The 18,132-nt window shown below is 71.6% G+C and carries 17 protein-coding genes, 1 tRNA gene, 1 other RNA gene and 1 pseudogene; 2 read left to right on the top strand and 18 right to left on the bottom strand.

The genetic code is table 11. The features are described 5' to 3' along the window. Positions 1–106 precede the first annotated feature (106 nt). From ACFP2V_RS10440 to ffs, 5 genes and pseudogenes are all read right to left on the bottom strand, one after another. A pseudogene (locus ACFP2V_RS10440) lies at positions 107–1,483 on the bottom strand (N,N-dimethylformamidase beta subunit family domain-containing protein); the annotation flags it as partial. A gap of 277 nt (positions 1,484–1,760) precedes the next feature. Beyond that, positions 1,761–3,665: a hypothetical protein gene (locus ACFP2V_RS10445; protein WP_381208939.1), complete on the bottom strand. Its 1,905-nt coding sequence runs from the start codon at positions 3,663–3,665 to the stop codon at positions 1,761–1,763. Between the two features lie 327 nt (positions 3,666–3,992). Next, positions 3,993–5,255, bottom strand: a complete 1,263-nt coding sequence (purD, locus tag ACFP2V_RS10450; protein WP_381208942.1) for a phosphoribosylamine--glycine ligase — start codon at positions 5,253–5,255, stop codon at positions 3,993–3,995. A gap of 162 nt (positions 5,256–5,417) precedes the next feature. Next, positions 5,418–7,805: a DNA polymerase III subunit gamma and tau gene (locus tag ACFP2V_RS10455; RefSeq protein ID WP_381208945.1), complete on the bottom strand. Its 2,388-nt coding sequence runs from the start codon at positions 7,803–7,805 to the stop codon at positions 5,418–5,420. 65 nt (positions 7,806–7,870) lie between these two features. Continuing rightward, positions 7,871–7,969, bottom strand: an RNA gene (gene ffs / locus ACFP2V_RS10460) — signal recognition particle sRNA small type. Positions 7,970–8,041: 72 nt separating this feature from the next. Between ffs and ACFP2V_RS10465 the strand changes: the two genes are divergently transcribed. Then, positions 8,042–8,129: transfer RNA gene (locus ACFP2V_RS10465), tRNA-Ser, on the top strand. Positions 8,130–8,208: 79 nt separating this feature from the next. On the opposite strand, the gene ACFP2V_RS10470 is transcribed toward ACFP2V_RS10465, so the two are convergent. From ACFP2V_RS10470 to ACFP2V_RS10530, 13 genes are all read right to left on the bottom strand, one after another. Then, positions 8,209–9,468, bottom strand: coding sequence for a tyrosine-type recombinase/integrase (locus tag ACFP2V_RS10470; protein ID WP_381208948.1), 1,260 nt, complete (start codon positions 9,466–9,468; stop codon positions 8,209–8,211). A gap of 10 nt (positions 9,469–9,478) precedes the next feature. Then, positions 9,479–9,712: an excisionase family DNA-binding protein gene (locus ACFP2V_RS10475; RefSeq protein ID WP_381208951.1), complete on the bottom strand. Its 234-nt coding sequence runs from the start codon at positions 9,710–9,712 to the stop codon at positions 9,479–9,481. Next, positions 9,705–11,009 (bottom strand): replication initiator, encoded by a 1,305-nt coding sequence (locus ACFP2V_RS10480; protein WP_381208954.1) that lies wholly within the window; start codon positions 11,007–11,009, stop codon positions 9,705–9,707. The genes ACFP2V_RS10475 and ACFP2V_RS10480 overlap by 8 nt, the downstream gene beginning before the upstream one ends. A gap of 131 nt (positions 11,010–11,140) precedes the next feature. Then, the gene (locus ACFP2V_RS10485) at positions 11,141–11,398 is read right to left on the bottom strand and encodes a SpdD protein (RefSeq protein WP_381208957.1); all 258 of its coding nucleotides are present in this window, start codon (positions 11,396–11,398) and stop codon (positions 11,141–11,143) included. Between the two features lie 14 nt (positions 11,399–11,412). After that, positions 11,413–11,607, bottom strand: a complete 195-nt coding sequence (locus tag ACFP2V_RS10490; RefSeq protein WP_023588145.1) for a hypothetical protein — start codon at positions 11,605–11,607, stop codon at positions 11,413–11,415. Between the two features lie 10 nt (positions 11,608–11,617). Next, complete coding sequence (locus tag ACFP2V_RS10495; RefSeq protein ID WP_381208961.1) at positions 11,618–11,809, bottom strand: mobile element transfer protein; 192 nt, start codon at positions 11,807–11,809, stop codon at positions 11,618–11,620. Continuing rightward, a complete protein-coding gene (locus ACFP2V_RS10500) occupies positions 11,809–12,000 on the bottom strand; it encodes a hypothetical protein (RefSeq protein WP_381208963.1) in 192 nt (63 codons plus the stop codon). Before ACFP2V_RS10500 ends, ACFP2V_RS10495 begins: the two co-directional genes overlap by 1 nt. Before the next feature lie 18 nt (positions 12,001–12,018). Continuing rightward, positions 12,019–12,642 carry a DUF2637 domain-containing protein gene (locus ACFP2V_RS10505; RefSeq protein WP_381208966.1) on the bottom strand — a complete coding sequence of 208 codons (624 nt, stop codon included), beginning with the start codon at positions 12,640–12,642 and terminating at the stop codon, positions 12,019–12,021. 82 nt (positions 12,643–12,724) lie between these two features. Further along, positions 12,725–14,098, bottom strand: a complete 1,374-nt coding sequence (locus ACFP2V_RS10510; protein WP_381208969.1) for an FtsK/SpoIIIE domain-containing protein — start codon at positions 14,096–14,098, stop codon at positions 12,725–12,727. A gap of 5 nt (positions 14,099–14,103) precedes the next feature. Beyond that, positions 14,104–14,454, bottom strand: a complete 351-nt coding sequence (locus ACFP2V_RS10515) for an SCO3933 family regulatory protein (protein WP_381208972.1) — start codon at positions 14,452–14,454, stop codon at positions 14,104–14,106. 126 nt (positions 14,455–14,580) lie between these two features. Continuing rightward, positions 14,581–15,309: a GntR family transcriptional regulator gene (locus tag ACFP2V_RS10520; protein WP_381208974.1), complete on the bottom strand. Its 729-nt coding sequence runs from the start codon at positions 15,307–15,309 to the stop codon at positions 14,581–14,583. A gap of 89 nt (positions 15,310–15,398) precedes the next feature. Further along, positions 15,399–15,836, bottom strand: a complete 438-nt coding sequence (locus tag ACFP2V_RS10525; protein ID WP_381208977.1) for an ATP-binding protein — start codon at positions 15,834–15,836, stop codon at positions 15,399–15,401. 278 nt (positions 15,837–16,114) lie between these two features. Next, positions 16,115–16,855 (bottom strand): GntR family transcriptional regulator, encoded by a 741-nt coding sequence (locus ACFP2V_RS10530; RefSeq protein ID WP_381208980.1) that lies wholly within the window; start codon positions 16,853–16,855, stop codon positions 16,115–16,117. Positions 16,856–16,940: 85 nt separating this feature from the next. Here ACFP2V_RS10530 and ACFP2V_RS10535 point away from each other — a divergent pair, with 85 nt between their 5' ends. After that, on the top strand, positions 16,941–18,035 hold the full coding sequence (locus ACFP2V_RS10535; RefSeq protein WP_381208983.1) for a DUF1152 domain-containing protein: 1,095 nt from the start codon (positions 16,941–16,943) through the stop codon (positions 18,033–18,035). The last annotated feature ends 97 nt before the right edge of the window (positions 18,036–18,132 follow it).

Here is an 18,132-nt window from a genome sequence, read left to right on the forward strand (position 1 = left end):
GCGTGGTGACGCCCGGCGAGCCGACAAATCCCAAACAGGACAGTCGAGACGTCAGTCAGTCGGAGGGTCAGACCCACCCGCAGCGTCACCACAAACATCATCACTGTCAGTCGTTTTTGCAGATGCGGTCGAGGAGGTTGGCGGTGGCGCGCTGGATGCGCGGGTCGGTCCGGCCGGGGCGGCCCAGGGCCGGGGGCCAGGCAAGCGTGCCCGACGCGAAGACCCAGGCACCGGAGGGCGCCCGGTAGAGCGAGGTCTCCTGGTGCCGTCCGGCGCCCGCCCCGTCGGTGTACGGGGAGTGGGCGAGCAGCACCCGCTCCTCGTGCTCGGGCAGCGGGGTGCGCGGGAAGTAGCGGTCGGCCCCGGCCGCGACCAGCCTTTCGATCGCGTCGCCCTCCGAGGCCCCGGTCGCCTCCCACAGCCAGTGGTCGGCGTTGCGCACGATCAGCGGATGCGGCTCGGGGACCGGACCTGCGTACTGGACGCCGACCAGCTGCTGCTCCGCTCGGTCCGCCTCCCGCCACAGCGCCGCCTTGCCCGGCGCCCTGCGGTCCGGGGTCCGGCGGTCCGGGGTCCGGCGTCTGCCGCTGCGGCAGGTCAGCAGACGGTCGGGGACTCCGGACGGGGAGGGCGCGAGTTCCACCTGCCCGTACAGCGTCCGGGCGGAGAGGAAGACCAGGGAGGTGCCGTGCTCACGGGCGTGTTCCGCGGTACCGCGCATGGCCCGGGACCAGTACGTGTCGGGGCCGGGGAAAAGAAGGCCCCTGTACCGGGTGGGGTCCACCCGGCCGGCGTGCAGGTCGCGGGCGTCGGCGTAGGCGAGGTCGTAGCCGTAGCGCTCGGCCCAGCGGATGACGTCGTAGGCGTGACCGGCGGACGGAGGCAGACCGGCGCCCTCGTACGGGCGGTCGAAGGAGACGGTGGTCGCGGAGGGGGAGTCGGTGTCGGCCTCGCCGGGCAGCCGGCCGTCCCCGCCCTCGCCTCCGTCCCCGTCCCCGGACTGGTGGAGGCTCCCGCCGGTCGCGCGGGTTCCGCCCGTCCCGTCGTCCTTCGGGTAGCGGTTGTGGAGCTGCCAGGTGATGTCGGGCAGGACGAGGAGCAGATCGGCCGGGCGGTGGTCGCGGACCGTGAAGGGGATCTGGGCGCGGTTGCGGCCGTCGGCAGTGGTCAGAACGGCCACATAGGCGCCGACACTCCAGTCCGACGGGACCGGCAGCCGCCAGGACAGCCACCAGTGGTGACAGGAGACCGTACGGCCGGCGGTGAGCGGCGAGGGCTGCGCGATGCCGGCGAGACGGGGGCCGGACATGATCCGGGCGGCGCCCTGCCCGTCGTAGTGGCCGACGCGGTGGACGTCGACGCGGAAGTCCTGGGGCGGGTCGACGGTGATGTGGAAGTCGATCGCCTCTCCGGGTGCCACCCCTCCGGTGGAGCTGAACCCCTCGATCCGGCGGTGCCCCTGCTGCGCGCCCATGGTCGCTCCCCTCCCGCAGGCCCCGTCGCCGACGGTCAGCAATGTGCTTGTCGTATGTCGCAAGCCCTGGCCAAGGAGCGCGAACAGCCCAAGCACATCACATTACGCACGCATCGCGTCACCCTTCGTCGCGAATCGGCCACGAGCGGAAGGATTGGCTCCGGGGTGGTCGGGAGCGGGCGGCAGGGGGTGGGCGGCGGTGTGGTGCGGGGCGGCGGGGTGTCGAGTGGCGGGGGTGTCGAGTGGCGAGGGGGCTCCGGCGCTCCGGCTCTCCCCCTCGACCGGCTCAGACGAGCCGGACCGGCTTCTCCGGGCGTATGCCCTGCCGGGTGAGCCACAGCCGGAGGGCCGTGGGATCGCCGTCCTCGATCAGCGACATGACCTGGGCGGACGGGTCCGTGACGCGCACGCCGCCCACGAGGAGAGCCGGTCCGTCGAGCCAGTCGAGCCCGGGGGTCGCGCCCGTGGTGTCCATGGCCGCGCAGCAGACCATCGCCGTGATGTGGTCGGCGAGCAGTTCGCGACCGGTGCGCGGGGGCTGGAGGGGGAGCAGGGGCAGCGCCCGGTCGTCCCAGAGGGAAGCGGGATCGGTCGGCGCGGCCGGCAGGGCCTGGGCGGTCAGCGCGCTCGGAGCCGTCGGAGCGCTCGCGGCCGAGGCGGCTCGCGCGGTGGCCGCCGCGTCCTCACGGGCCACTTCTGCGCTGATACGGGCGGCCAGGGCCGCGCTGCGCGGGGTGGTGCCGGCAAGGTCTTCGTCGTCGTCCGGGGCAGCTCCAGCGACGGGGGCGGTTTCTCGTGCCTCGCGTTCTCCGTGTTCCCTGCGTCCTCCGTGTGCGGGCGGGGCCGCGTGCGGAGGCGGTTTCGCGCGGGAGTCCGGTTCCGGGCGCGGTTCCGGGCCGGGGTCCGTCAGGTGGTCGAGGACGCGGGAGAGCGTCGGGCCGTCAGGGCCCGGGTTCTCCGCACCGACGCCGGGGCGTACGCCGAGGAGGTCCAGGACGCGGTGGAGGCGGGCCGCGTCCGTACGCCACTTACGGTCGACGACCTCCTCCGGGTAGTTGCCCCAGTGAACCGGCGACCAGTCCGGTCCGCGCCCGGCGGGGCCGCCGTGGAAGAGGCGGGCGGCGAGGAGGGAGGTGGCCTCGTCCACCGTGCCGGGCTCCTCGAGCAGGTCGCAGGCGGGGCGCTCGCCGAGGCGGGAGGCGAATCCCTCGGCCAGCCGGTCCCGGCGGGACAGTTCGGTGAGCGCGGCCACCACCCCCGCGTTGAGCCGCGAGGGCCAGCGGCCCATCCGCCAGGCGGGCAGCGCGACCCGGGTGAGCAGCCGGTCCCAGCCCGCGTACGCCAGTCCCACCTGCTCCTGGGCAACGATCCGCAGGCCGTAGTCCACCGCCTGGGCCCGCTCGGCCGCCGCCGCGGCGACCCCGCGCTCCATCTCTGCGGCGTGGCCCCGGCAGTTGCGCAGCAGCATCCGCGCGACCCAGCCGACGCCCGCGAACACCGTGCGGAACACCGGCCCGCGGCGGTGCTCCGAGGTCACGGCCACCGCCGCGTCGAGACCGCGGACGAAGCGCCGGGCGGCGGCTATGTCCGGGTGCGCCGAAGGCCCCGTACCGGCGACGACCGGCGCGAGGACCGCGCGCAGCTCGCCGACGCGCATCCACCACAGGAACGGGGAACCGATCACCAGCACGGGCGCGGCGACGGCCCGACGGTGCGGATGCCGGCCCGCGTCCGCTATGTCGCCGTGCTCCTCGGCGGGCGGGGGGTGGCCGTGCGCCGGGTGGGTACGGTCCTCCAGCCAGCTGTCGCAGTCAGGGGTGAGCGCTATCGCGGACGGAACGGGGACAGCGAGCCGGGCGGCGAGGTCGCGCACCATCCGGTACAGGTCCGGGGCGGCCTCCTCGGCTATCGCGACCGTCGGACTCATGGCGGGCCGGGCACGGGCGACGACCAGGGCGACCCCGGCGGCGGCGAGCAGGACCAGCACCGCGAGCGGCGTGAGCGTCCAGCGGGCCATGTCCCAGCCCGAGCCGGTGAAATGGCCGGTGGGGATGCCGACGAGCAGGATCACGGCGGCGGCCGCCGGCAGCAGGGCGACGGCCAGTGCCCTGCCGCGCAGGCGCAGCACCGCGAGCGCCCGTGAACGCGCGGTCTGCGCGCCCGCCTCACTGCCCATGCCGCCTCCGCTCATGCCCCGCCTCACCCCCTCCCGACGGTTCTGACGCTGTCCCGGCGCCCCCCCCACTCCCCCACTGTGGCACCCGCCACTGACATCGCAATGCCGGTGGGCCAAGTGCCGGAACGCTTGCGCGGCACCCTAGTTGGGGCTCGGGCCCTCGTCAGCCGGATAACGCATCGGTCACTCGATGGAATGGCTCAGGGGAAAGGTGGAGGACGGACGGCAAGGATCGGGCCCCGGATCCTGAGACGGATCCGGGGCCCCTGGGGTTTCGTGCCGCTCGTGGCGCGGCCCGACGGCGCCTGCACGGTCGACCTGCGCCGGAACGCAGGGGAGCGCTTACGCGCCCTTCGCCGCCTCGGCCGCTTCCGCGGCGATGTCCGTACGGTGCTGGGAGCCGTCGAGGCGGATGCGGGCCACCGCGCGGTAGGCACGGTCGCGGGCCTCGGTGAGGTCCTCGCCGGTCGCCGTGACGGACAGCACCCGGCCGCCCGCGCTGACGGTCGCGTCGCCCTCGCGCTTCGTCCCCGCGTGCAGCACGTACGCGTGCGGGGCATCCTGTGCGACGACCTCGTCCAGGCCGGTGACGGGGTCGCCGGTGCGCGGGGCACCGGGGTAGTTGTGCGAGGCGACGACGACCGTGACAGCGGCGTCGTCGCTCCAGCGCAGCGGCTCCAGATCGGCGAGATTGCCGGTGGCGGCGGCCATCAGCACCCCGGCCAGCGGGCTCTTCAGGCGGGCCAGCACGACCTGCGTCTCGGGGTCGCCGAAGCGTGCGTTGAACTCGATCACGCGGACGCCGCGCGAGGTGATCGCGAGACCTGCGTAGAGCAGACCGGAGAACGGGGTTCCGCGCCGCCGCAGCTCGTCGACGGTCGGCTGGAGCACCGACTGCATGACCTCGTCGACCAGCTTCGGGTCGGCCCACGGCAGCGGGGAGTACGCCCCCATGCCGCCGGTGTTGGGGCCCGCGTCGCCGTCCAGTGCGCGCTTGAAGTCCTGGGCGGGCTGGAGGGGCAGCACGGTCACGCCGTCGGTCACGGCGAAGAGGGAGACCTCGGGGCCGTCCAGGTACTCCTCGATGACCACCTGCTTGCAGGCGTCGGCGTGCGCCTTGGCCTCCTCCAGGTCGTCGGTGACGACCACGCCCTTGCCGGCGGCGAGCCCGTCGTCCTTGACGACGTGCGGCGCGCCGAAGGCGTCGAGGGCGGCGGCGGCCTCGTCGGGAGTCGTGCAGACGTACGACCGTGCCGTGGGTACGCCGGCTCCCGCCATGACGTCCTTCGCGAAGGCCTTGGAGCCCTCGAGCTGCGCGGCCTCCTTCGAGGGGCCGAAGGCGGGGATGCCCGCGTCGCGCACGGCGTCGGCGACACCGGCGACGAGGGGGGCCTCCGGGCCGACCACCACGAGGTCCGCGCCGAGCCGTGCGGCCAGCGCGGACACGGCCGCACCGTCCAGGGCGTCGACCTGGTGCAGCTCGGCGACCTCGGCGATACCGGCGTTGCCGGGGGCGCAGTGCAGCGCGGTGACGTCGGGATCGAGGGACAGGGAACGGCACAGGGCGTGTTCGCGGGCACCGCTGCCGATGACGAGGACCTTCACGGGGGTCAGCCTAACGGGATCCGGGGGGTTCGCTTTGTGCGGGCTTCCGAAGGGCCGGGGCGAACCCGTTCGTGGATTCCTCCAACCCGGCACCGGCCGGGCAGGCCCGACCCGAGTCACCGAGTCTCCGCGCGGGGTCGCTGCCGCTGCCGCTGGGGCGCTCTACTCGTTCGTGATCTCCTCGACCACCGTCGCGCCGAGTTCCCGGACGATCAGTTCCTTCCCGGAGAGGGCGGATTCGTCCAGGTCGGGGTCGTCGTCCTCCGGGATGTCGTCCTCGGGGGAGACGGGGGGCGGCGGCTCCGGGGCGTAGGGCCGGGACGCCGGGCCGGGAGCAGACGCGGACGCGGAGGCGGCCGCCGGGGCACCGCCCGACTGCGCGGAGGCGGAAGGGCCCGCCGGGGCAGCCGGGCCCGAGGCCCCCGAAGGGCCCGACGGCTGGGCGGCGCCCGGGTACTGACCGGCACCGGCGCCCGCACCCCCGTACCCACCGCCCGTGCCCCCGGCGCCATTGCCGGAGCCGTACCCCGCACCGCCGCCACGGCCTCCGACGGGACTGCCGCCCTGGGCCGAAGCCGCCGCACCGCCCCCGGAGGGGTCGACCACGGCCTCGATCTTCCACTGCACGTTGAACTGCTCGGCCAAGGCCTGCCGCAGCACGTCCTCGCTGCCGCTGCTCAGGAAGTTGTCCCGCGCGCCGGAGTTCACGAAGCCGATCTGGAGGGTCGTCCCGTCGAACCCGGTCACCTGAGCGTTCTGGCTGAGCAGGATCCAGGTGAAGCGGCGACGGTTCTTGACCACTTCCAGGATGTTCGGCCAGAGCATCCGGGGGTCGAGCCCGCTGCCGCCTCCTCCGGAGGGCGCGGGGGCCGGCGGGGGCGCCGACGGGGGCGCGGACGGGGGTACGGGCGCCGGGGCAGGCGCGGGGGCGCTCGGAGCGGCCGGAACCTGTCCTCCTCCCGCCGCGGCGGCCGTGGGCCAGCCACCGGGCCGCCGTCCGCCCCCGGCGGAGGCGGCGGTGGGCCAGGCACCGGGAGCCGGCGCACTGGGCGGCGCGGGCTCACTCGGTGCCGCGGCCGGAGCCCGAACCGAAGCCGCCGGAGCCGGTGCGGCAGGCGCAGGTGCAGGTGCCGGTGCCACGACCGGAGGCTGCGGCACCGCGGCAGCCTCCACCCCCGGCCCCTGCACGGGCTGCTGAGGCTGGTCCGGCGCAGGAGCACCCTGCCCCCGTACCGCCGCCCGAGCCGCGGCCGGACCGCCTCCCGGCGGAACCGGAGCCGGTGGCCGGCCCCCCTGCGCGACCGGAGCCCCCACACCACCGCCATGCCCCTCGGCCCCGGGCACGTACCCCAGGGTGGGCGTACCGGCTGCGGAACCGCCCGCCGAGAAGTTCACACCGCGCTCGATCCGGTCCAGGCGTGCCATGACCGACCGCTCGTCCCCGTACGCGGCGGGCAGCAGCACACGCGCGCAGATCAGCTCGAGCTGGAGCCGGGGCGAGGTGGCGCCCCGCATCTCGGTGAGCCCCTCGTTGACCAGGTCGGCGGCACGGCTGAGTTCGGCGGCGCCGAAGATGCCGGCCTGGGCCTGCATCCGCTCGATGACATCGGCGGGAACGTCGATGAGCCCCTTCTCCGCGGCGTCCGGGACCGCGGCGAGAATCACCAGGTCCCGGAGCCGCTCGAGCAGATCGGTGACGAACCGCCGCGGGTCGTTGCCCCCCTCGATCACGCGGTCGACGACCTCGAAGGCCGCGGCACCGTCACCCGTGGCGAAGGCCTCGACCACGGAGTCGAGCAGTGAGCCGTCCGTGTACCCGAGCAGGGAGGTGGCCATGGCATACGTCACGCCGTCGGGTCCCGAGCTGGCGAGCAGCTGGTCCATGACGGACATCGAGTCACGCACGGACCCGGCACCGGCCCGCACGACGAGCGGCAGCACCCCCTCCTCGACGGGACTGTCCTCCTGTCGGCACACCTCGCCGAGGTAGTCCCTCAGGACCCCGGGCGGCACCAGCCGGAACGGGTAGTGATGCGTACGCGACCGGATCGTCCCGATGACCTTCTCGGGCTCGGTGGTCGCGAAGATGAACTTCAGATGCTCCGGGGGCTCCTCGACGACCTTGAGCAGAGCGTTGAAGCCCTGCGGCGAGACCATGTGGGCCTCGTCGATGATGTAGATCTTGTACCGGCTGTGGGCGGGCCCGAAGAACGCCTTCTCGCGCAGGTCACGGGCGTCGTCCACACCACCGTGGGAAGCGGCGTCGATCTCGATGACGTCGATCGAACCGGGCCCGTTGCGCGCGAGGTCCTGACAGGACTGGCACTCCCCGCACGGCGTCGGCGTGGGACCCTGCTCGCAGTTCAGGCACCGGGCGAGGATGCGCGCACTGGTCGTCTTGCCACAGCCTCGCGGACCGCTGAACAGGTACGCGTGATTGACCCGGTTGTTCCGCAGCGCCTGCTGCAACGGGTCGGTGACATGCTCCTGCCCAATGACCTCGGCGAAGGACTCCGGGCGATAACGGCGGTACAGCGCGAGGGACGACACACCTACGAGGTTATAGGCGCCCACCGACAACCCACCCCGCCCCGCCCGACGGCGGAGGGACGGCACACGAAAGCGCCCCCCACGCACCCGCCAGAGCCGACCTACCCTTGCTGCCTTCCGGCCCTGGGGGAGTTCAGTCAGATAGCGCCGCGTGAGGGGCTGCGCAAAGGCTACCCCATGTCGCGGGGGGAGGACGAGTTCGCGAGCACTCCTTCCGGTCATGTAATGTTCCTCGCGGAGGATTCGCCTAGTGGCCTAGGGCGCACGCTTGGAAAGCGTGTTGGGGGCAACCCCTCAAGGGTTCGAATCCCTTATCCTCCGCCAGTGCCTCACCGGGCACGAAGTCGAAGGGCCCCACCGTTCGCGGTGGGGCCCTTCGACGTTGTCCGTCTCAGTTTCCGTCTCAGTTGGATTTTCCGTCGGGTCCGGGAGCTCCGGTCGGCATCCAGAGCGCGTCTCCGACTTGCTGGGCGACCTTGCGGAGCATGGTCCCGGTCACGTGCATGTACCGAGCGCGCATCCGGGCCGCTCCCCCGGGCTCCCATCCCATGATCGAGTCGACCACGACATCCGGGACGCCGAGGATGAGGAGCACGGTCGCGGCAGTGTGGCGAGCGTCATGGAGACGACCGTCCCGTACGCCCGCGTCCCGCAGAAGCCGCTTCCAGATGTGGAAGTCGGTGTTCGGGCTCAGCGGCCCGCCGATCGGCGAAGCGAAGACGTACCCCTTGCTCTCCCAGTCGGCCCCGGCCGCGATCCGCTCCCGCTCCTGGGCTTCCTGGTGCTGGCGGAGAATCTTGATCAGCGGATCGGGCAGGCCGATGGTGCGCCGTCCCGCCCGCGACTTGGTGGACTTGTGCTCGCGACGGGTCTGCTCCCGCTTGGGGCAGTAGCCCGCCTTCCGGCCACACGAATTGGCGCCACAGCCGTGCGCGTACTTGGGACGCAGCCGGTTCTTACGGATGCGGACGTACCCCGCGTTCAGGTCGACGTCCTCCCAGTGGAGCCCGAGCGCCTCCCCCTGCCTCAGACCGAGGGCCAGGGCGACGACCCAACGGGCGCTGTTGCGCAGCTTGGCCGCTTCCACAAGCAGGCTCTGCACCTCCTCGATCGTGTACGGCTCGATGTCCTCCTCTTCGAGCCGAGGAGCCTTGGCGATCTCCGCCACGTTGGTCGGGACGTGCCCGCGCCGCACCGCTTCACCGAGGGCTACCCGGATCGTCCGATGGACGTGGTGGGCGGTGCCGGCGGAGCTCCCAGCGCCCTGCATCTTCCGGTAGAAGCGCTCCAGGTGCTCGGGCTCCAGGCGGTCGAGCCGATGGGCACCGAGACCGGGCACGAGGTGAACGCGCACGTCGACCTCGTACCCGTCGTACGTGTTCTCGGAGACGTACGGCTTGGCGATGTTCTCGACCCAGTGTTCAAGCCAGCTCTGCACGGTCCATCCCTTGCCGGGCTTCTTGAGCTTCTTGGCGTCTCGCGCCCGCTCCATCTCGCGGACCGCTTTGGTCACCTCAGCCTTGGTCTTGCGCTCGATGTGTCGGCGGTCGGGCTTGCCGTCGTCCCGGACGCCGACCGTGACCCGGCCGTGCCACTTGCCGTCCTTGCCGAGGTAGATGGACGAAGCCCCATTGGGCTGACGAGTGCGCTTCTGCTCTGCCATGCCGTCCCCCTCAAGCCGCTTCGGCGGACCGGTGGCGCAGCTTGGCCACGTAGGCGGGCACGGCGTCGGTGGGGACCCTGCGCAGCCGCCCGACCGTGACCGACTCGATCTCTCCGGAGAGGACGAGCCGGAAGCACGTCGTACGACCGATACGGAGCCGCCGGGCCGCCTCCTCGACGGTCAGGAGCACCAAGGAGTGATCGACCGTCTCTGACAGGGCAGCAGTCGAGCGAGGCTCAAGCATGAGTTGGTTCCCCTTCCGTTCCGGGGGCGGGTTCGAGGGATGCGGCAAGCCAGGCTTCGGCGCGGGACAGACCGGTACCGGCGAAGACCCAATGGGCGAGGACGAGCGTGGTTTCGCCGTCCTGCGGGACAGACGGAGCCGCTTGAGCCCGGCGCCAGTCGGCGCGAGCATCACGGAGCGCGCCGAGGGTGGTGGAGTAGCGGCGGGACTTGGTGGAGAAGTGGCCGCGGAAGCCGAGCATGTGAGCCCAGGCCCGCAGGCGGAGGTCTGCCAGCTCGGGCCGGGCGCCCAGGGCCCAGGCGGTGCGGATCATGCGCCGGGCGTGGTCGGTGATCCGGGCCTGGGCCAGCTCAGCGAGGAAGCGGATCGGCCGGTCCAGGGTGCCGGTCGCCGTCTCGGCGCCCTTGGTGGCGTACTTGGCGACGTACGCCGCCACGGCCCGCTCGGTCAGCTCCTGGCCGCCGTCGAAGTCGGCGGAGCGGATCGTACGGACGTCGAGCTGTCGGCCGAAGACGAAGGTGTGCGACCGGCCGTCGACCTCCGGGCCGTCGACGCGGGCGGCGGTGGCGGCGGCCCGGATGGCGTCGGTCAGCAGCTCGGCGGTGGCCCAGGCGGGAGGTGGTGAGTCGCCGCCGTCCGGCCCGTCGATACGGACCACGGCGTGGAAGTGGACCGCGCCGCGCTTCTGGTACTCGGCCACCTTCGCGAAGGAGATCCGGGCGTGGTCCCGGAACGCCCGCTGCGTGAGGCCGGCCCGCTTGGCGACCTCCCGGCGGAGGTAGATCGAGAAGCGCCGCCACAGCGCCCCCGCGTGCGCGTTCCACAGCACAGCCGCTTCGTAGTCGTAGGTGTCGGGGTCCAGAGGCGTGCCCAGGACGGTGTCACCGTCGTCGTGCCGGATACCGCAGCGGCAGTTCCGGCCGCCGGCGGGGCGGTTGTGGACCGGGCCGAAGCCGGGGGCGGTGAAGGTGGCGAAGACGCGCGGGTGTGTGCCGACCCGTTCGGGCGTGCCCTTGCCGCCGCGGAGTCCGGCGGTGATCAGGTGGTAGGTGTCGCGGCGGTAGGTCTCGGCGCAGGCCGCGCACCGGGTGGCGCGGCGGTTGTTGCAGCGGACGAGGAGCTGACCGGTGGGCAGGGTCGAGGAGTCCAGGTGGTGCAGGACGCGGCCGATCTCGCCGGTCGTCCGGTCCACCGCGTATGCGGTGCGGTGGCCGTCGAGGCGTACGGGGCGGGTGCAGCCGCCCAGGCCGGACAGTTGGCGGGCCAGCTCGGGCATGGTGCCGAGGGAGGCCAGCATGGAGAGTTCCGCCAGCGGGGGCGGAGTCTGCCGGGTGATGATGGGAGTTCCTTTCGGCTGTTGCGACGGTTGGGAGGGATGGCCCCGGGGCGGCGGGATGCTTGGCGGCGTGTTGCCGCCCTGGCGGCCGGTCAGCGCTTGTTCGCGCTGCTGACGAGGGAGCGCAGGACCACGGCGGCGATGGCCACGGACACGGCCGAGACGGCGACCGCCGCCAGGAGCGCGGTGAGCACGATTCCGACAACGACCACGGCGGCGACCGCGCCGACACCGACGCCCACGTACGGGGCAACCGGGCGGCCGGCCGAGGTGGCCGGAGCCTGCGTCTGCTGAGGCGTGACGGTTGTCGTCGGCAGAGTCGGGATGTCGGGCAGCTTGGGGCGGAACACGGTGGACCTCCTTGTCACTCGTGGGTGCCGTTGACGACGTCGACCCCGGAACGGGTGCCGGACTCGATGGCGGGGGCGAGAAAGGTGTGCGAGAGCCAGAAGCCGAACAGCGCGATCACGACGGCGACCCAGAGCCGGACGCCAAGGAACTTGATCGCGGCCCAGGCGATGACGCCCAGGACGAAGACGAGCGGCAGCGAGACGGTCACGGGGTCTCCCTCAGCGGATGGCGCAGCGGTGGGTACGGGCGGCCAGCTCGGCGGCGACGCGGCTGTCGTAGTCCGTGGCGAAGCCGCAGCGCGGAGCCGTGCAGGCGGCGGTGTGCTTCTCGCGGCCCCGGCCGTCGTAGGAGGTGGCGACCTGGACGGGGCCGATGCGGACGACGCGGCGGAAGCGGCGGTTGGCGGTCATCAGGGGGTCTCCTTCGGGTCTTCGCCGGTGAAGTCGGTGACGTGCTCGGCCAGCCAGCGCAAGATCTCGTCGCCCTCGTACTCGTCGGCGGCGAGGATCACGGGCTCGGCGATGAGCACGGCTTCGGTGAGACGGTTCTGTCGGGTCAGGTGGGCGGCGCGCTTCAGCGCGCGGAGCGTGGACGGGCGCACGGGGGAAAGTCCTCCGGGTCAGGTCAGGTGGGCGGAGATGGCTTCGGCCAGCGGCAGCGGGACGCCGAGCCGGGCGCGAAGGGTCGAAGTGTCGATGGGCGTTCCGGTCCGGGCGCGGTGCTCGTCGGCGACCTTGCGCGCGAGCGTGACGAGCGCCGGCGGGACCGGGGGCGTGGAAGGCGGAGCCGGTTCCGGCTCCGCAGCGGGCAACTCAGGGGCAGGGGCTTCGGACGTCATAGGTTCCGGGGCCGACTCGCACTCCGCCGTCGGGGGATCCGCGGGTGCTCCGTGGGCGAGCAGCGTTCCGCCCAGGAAGGCGACCGCGGGCCATCCGGCGACGAGGATGCGCAGCCAGTCCGGTACGTCGTCGAGGTCGAGGAGCCCGGCCGTGGCGACGTTGGCGCCGAGCGAGGCGGTCAGTGCGACGAGGAACCAGCACCACCCGGCCGCTTTCGCCCCGCCGGAGCGGAGCCGCCGCCAGGCCGCGACCAACAGCAGGTCGACGGAGACCGGATAGGCCCACGCCTTCCAGCCGTCCTGTCCGGCGGCCAGTGCCAGGTCATGCAGGTGGGCGAAGGACAGCGCGGCGGCGATCAGCGCTTGGACGAGTACGGCGTCGATGCGGACGGGCAGGGCACGCACGGCGCAACTCCTTCCGGTTCCAGGCATGGAGGGGGTAGGGCCTTGGCACGGAACAGCCGTGCCGGCCGTGGGTGGGGTGCGCTTACTCGGTGACGGGACGAGCCGTGGCCACGGGCCCGGATGCCTCTACCGGCATCGGTGGGACGTACGGCCGGAAGGGATCGAGTGCCGGTACGTCGGGGGCGAGGTCCGCCGTCGCGCGGCAGGTGGCCGCAGCGTCGGCGAGGGAGAGGTAGGGGGTGCGGATGCGGGACCAGCCGCCGGAGGTGTCGCCGACGACGGCCAGGCCGGGCAGCTCGGCGGCGATGGCGCAGGCCGCGAGGACGGCCTCAGGGGCGATGTCGCCGAGCGCCATCTTGGCCGAGGCTTCGTCGTTCACGCGGTGGCAGACGCGGCCGGTGAGCTGAGCGCGGAGCATGGTCGCGCCCTTGCCCAGCTCGGCGCCGAAGCGCTGCCCACAGACTTCGAGGTAGATCCCGGCGGCCCGGCCGAGTTGGGCGAGCCGGATCAGCCGGGTGACCATCTCGTCCCGCCGTTCCTCCTCCTTCCGGGTCGCGACGAGGAAGAGTTCGGCCACCTCGTCTATGAACAGCACGATCGGAGCCGGGCGTTCGTCCTCCGGCAGTCCCCGGATGTCCGAGGTGATCAGCTCTTCCGGGGTGCCGGGCGCGATGCCCTGCCGTGCTTTGATCAGGTCGTATCGGTCCTCCATCTCCTTCACGAGCGCGGGAAGCAGCTCGGCCGCCTGGTCCGGGTCGGTCGCCAGGGCGGAGAGCCGGGGCGCGAAGGGCGCCAGCTCGACCCCGCGCTTGCAGTCGATGCCGACCAGGACCACCGGCTGAGCGGCCAGACCGGTCAGCAGGTTCCGCAGGTACATGGACTTGCCCGAGAGCGTGGCGCCGAGCACCAGCTCATGCGGCACGGTCCGGTAGTCCCGTACGAACGCGATCGCGTCCTCCCGTAATGCCACCGGGACCTGAAGCGGGCCGCCATTGAGCCGACGGGGCATCCGCACCCTCCGCAGCACGTCGAAGCCGACGAGCCGCAGTTCGACGACACCGGGCTTGATGTCCCGCACGTGGACGGCATGGACGCCCCAGGCGTGCCGGAGGCGTTCGGCTGAGGCCGCCACGTCCGCTGGCTCCTGGCCCGGAGCCAGCCGCAGCCGCATGCGCAGGCCGGTCGTGGTGGGCCGGATGATGCCCCGCCGAGGAGGCACCGGCCGGACCTCGCGGCGGGTGGTCGTCCGGACGGCCAGCGCCCGCCACCGGGACGGCTCCACGGTCAGGCCGCAGGCGTCCATGGTCGAGGAGTACGAGGCCAGCAGCCGGGCCACCGAGAGCGGCAGCCCGACCGTGGACCAGTACGCCGCCGGGTAGGCGTGCCGGGCGTAGGCGGCGCCGCCTGTCGCAGCGAGCGACCCGCCCAGCTCGGCCCACGTCACCAGGTCCGTCACGGCGATCAGCCCGCCTGAGCCATCGGGAAGGCGCCCGGAGCGACGGCGGTCGCCCGGTAGGCGATGCCGTGCCGCTCCTTGCCGTTGAAGACGCTCTGCCACGGCCGCGCCACCAGACCCGGAAGCGAGACCGGAGCACCGACCGTCAGGCCCTCGGTCACTCCGCTTTCCGGGACGGTGACCTGGATCAGCGACGACTCGCCCTCGTCGATGTAGACGACGCCGACGGTCATCAGCGTCTCACCGGTCACCGCATCCTTGGCGATCTCGCCGGTCTGCCGGTCGCGCACCTTCGGCGCCGGAGCCTCGGTGAGCAGGATCGTGGCGGTCGAGGCGTCAACGCGGATTACACGCACAGGGATTGCTCCTTCTGAGAGACGATCAACCCGCCAACCTGACAGGTTGACTTAGCAAGTTTGAAGCTAGAGACGCCAGGTTGACTTGTCAAGTTGCTATCGCAGGATTTCTGCTCCCAGCAGGGATCAGTTCAGGCGGTAGGTGTCTTCAAGTTCCTGCCGGTCAGCAGGCAGGAGCACGTCAGAGACCTGCAAGGCTCGGCCGGAGGCGTCACAGGCGACGACCAGGACGTTCAGCACAGGAACGCCGTCCGGCAGATCCAGCAGCTCGGCTTCACGCGCCTCGGGCAGCCGAGCGGATACCCGCTCGGTCACGTGGTCGAAGCGGACTTTCTTCCGCGTTTCGAGGTGTTCGCGGGTACTCCCGCTCAGAGGTGCATCGGACCCCAGCTCAGTGCCCTCGACCAGGCCGGCGGGGAAGTACGACGAAACCAGCTCGACAGCTTCGCCGTCCTCTTCGACCAGGAAGCGGCGCATAAGGACTTCGGCCCTCTTCGGCAGACCGAGCGCCGAGGCGATCCGAGCCGGGACAGGCACGTGCCCGACGTCGATCAAGCGGCCCGCACCCTGCGACTCGTCGCGCTCCAGCGCCTCACGTCCCCGCCGGTCCTTCTGCTCGACGACCTCCGGACGGCCACGGACGATCGTGCCGTATCCCTGCCGGGACTCGAGCCAGCCGTCCCGCTTCAGCAGCTCCAGCGCCCGGACGACGGTCGGGCGGGACATTCCGAAGGCCTGCACCAGCTGGTTCTCACTCGGTACGCGGGTGCCGGGGGCGTATGTGCCGTCCTCGATGCGACGCTGAAGCGTCTGCGCTAGGCGCACGTACTTCGGTGGCTCCACTTCATACGCCATGAACGCCGCCTGTCGAGATTGGCCAAGTCAACTGGTCAACCAGACTAGCGACAGTTTTACCGTGACAGTAGAAGAGGTGGCCTATCCCATCACGCCGGCCAGGCATCAGCGACCACGAAGGAGACGACCGTTCCGCCGAGGTAGCTGGGTCCGGAGTGCCAGGAGTCGGCGATGGAGTCGACCAGGAGCAGCCCCCGCCCGTGGGCGTCGTTGGCGTCCGGGTGTCGCAGCCGTACGTTCGCCGGGAAGCCCGGGTTGTGCACGTCGACGCGGAGCGAGGTGCCCTCGCGGTGCCACTCGACCCGCACCACCCACGGGTCATCCGACTTCCCGTAGCGGATGGCGTTGGTCACCAGCTCCGAGATCATCAGCGTGCAGTCGTCGACCGAGCAGGCCGGGTTGTAGGGAGCGATGAACTTCCGGAACCAGCGACGGGCGCGAGGGACGGACTCGGGCTCCGGATGCAGGGTCATCGCTCCGAGCCGCGGTGAGTCCTCGCAGGGGTGACGGTCGATCGTGTAAGCCATGCGTGCTCACTCCTTGCCGCTGCCGTCGCAGTCGAGGCAGCGCCGCTTCGACGTGGCACGGCTGCGGTCATTGGCCGTGGAGAGCGCCAGCGCCGTCCGGGAGCCGACGCGCTTCCATCCACGCCCCCGACACCCCCGGCAAGCTAACCGCGCATCCTGCACCGGCCGCCGACTCGTCACGTCGTGCCCCCTTCTCCTCCAAGTGGCCTTAGCCACTTCGTGGATAGTGGCATTAGCCACTTTGGAAGCGCAAGCGGTTCGCCGTAACTGGCGAGTCGTCAGGTGAGCGGGTAGCCCTGCTCGAACGCCCAGCGGTGCGGCGGGTAGGTGGCTTCGGCGAACTCCAGAGGCCGGTCCTGGAGGTCGAAGACGACGTGATGGACGATGAGAACCGCGGATCCCGGCTCCAACCGCAGGTCGGCCGCCTCCTCGCCCGTGGCGGCCCGAGCGCACATGCGGTCTTCCGCGTAACTGCCTTGACGCCCCGTCATCCGCTCGACGTACATGAGCGTCCCTTCCTGGATCCGCTCGGGATCCGTGAGCTTGGGCGCACGCTGGCCGACGTCCACAGCAAACCACGAGGTGGACAGCGTGATCGGACCGTCCTGGTTGTTCGTCACCCGCCGGCGATGCACGGCTCGGCGATCCTTCACCAGCCCCAGGGCCTCGGCGACGTAGTCCGGAGCCTCCAGCCAACCAGCCGAAGTGATCACCGCATACTCCCCGGGCGTGTAGATCTTCCCGGTCTGCCGGGCGCGCCCGTACAACTCCCGTGCACGCCGGTTCACTTCGAGGCTGCGCACGTACGTACCGGAACCCTGGCGCTTCTCGACCAGGCCCTGATGGCTCAGCGCTTCCAACGACCGCGCGGCCGTAGGCCGGGACACCTTCCAGTCCGCGGCGAGCTGCCGTTCCGAGGGAACTTCGTCCCCCGGTCGCAGGTCACCCCGAAGAATCTGATCACGGATGTAATGGGCGATCTGGAGATACTTCGGCTGAGCCTCTTCAATCTGAGGCATCCGCCCTCCTTTCCTTGCCCAAGTGGCTATGGCCTTTGGCCACTATAGGGTGAGTGGCCAACCCGTGAACCCGTAGTCTGATCGCATGACGCGGTTGATCGTCGCAGCAGGAGGAGGGGGCGACGCAGTCGCCGCCGCAATGCTTCACGCCGCCCTCTACGGCGACGAGGACCAGGCGGTGATCCTCACGTACGCCTGGGACCGCCTCCTGATCGACCCACTGCCGGGCCCGCGGCAACCCGCTGACTTCACCGGCCTGGAACGCCTCACCCCGGCCGTCTGGACAGTGCCGGCGCAAGCCCGCCCGATCGCGCCCGCAGGCTCCACACTCCCACGACTGGCAGCGGAGCTCCCGCACACCTTCGCACTGCTCGATCCCTACCAGGGAGCAGAGGGCCTCACCCATCAACTCGAAGACCTCGTGAGCCACTTGGAGCCCGAGTCGATCGACCTCCTGGACGTGGGCGGAGACATCCTCGCGCGGGGCGACGAGCCAACATTGAAGAGCCCACTCGCCGACGCCCTCATGCTGGCAGCGTGCTGCCAGGTGAATGCGCCTGTGCGGCTCCTGGTAGCGGGACCGGGTTTGGATGGCGAACTTCTGCCGGAAGATGTGGCTGGCGTGCTGGGCCTCATTGTCCACACATTCACCGCGAGGGACTCGGACGCGATCAGCTCAGTCCTGGAATGGCACCCGTCCGAGGCGACCGGGCTCCTCGTGGCGACGGCCCGAGGCGTACGAGGCACGTGCGAGATCCGGGATGCGGGGCTCCCCGTTCCGCTCACAGACGAGAGCCCGACGGTGCACGAGGTCGACCTGGACGATGCTGTCAGCCGCAACCAGCTGGCCCGAGCCATCATGGCGACTGCGCACCTGGGCGAGGTCGAGGCCTACAGTCGCGAGATCTGCGGCTACTCGGAGATCGACTACGAGCGCAACAAGGCTCTATGGCTCAAGGAGCAGCAGCCCACGAAGTTGGACCCGCCCACGATCTGGGCCCAGCTCGACCAGTTCGAGAGCGAAGCACGAGCCCGCGGAGTCACCCACACGACGTTCCGCCGCATCACCGAGGCCCTGAACCTCAGCGGCTTGCAGCGCAACGACATGCGCCAGCTCCTCATCAGCAGTCGGCCAGAGCAGTACGAGGCGCCCCTCTGGCGCATCCCAGATGCAGCCTGAGTAACAACTTTCTTCACGGGTTCAAGGCCCGCGCACGGCGCGGGCGCGCGCCGCCTTGTCGGCGGGGCCGCCGCTCTGTCTTCGCCAGCGGCGGCCC

This window comes from Streptomyces incanus (assembly GCF_042656345.1).
Lineage (GTDB): Bacteria > Actinomycetota > Actinomycetes > Streptomycetales > Streptomycetaceae > Streptomyces > Streptomyces incanus.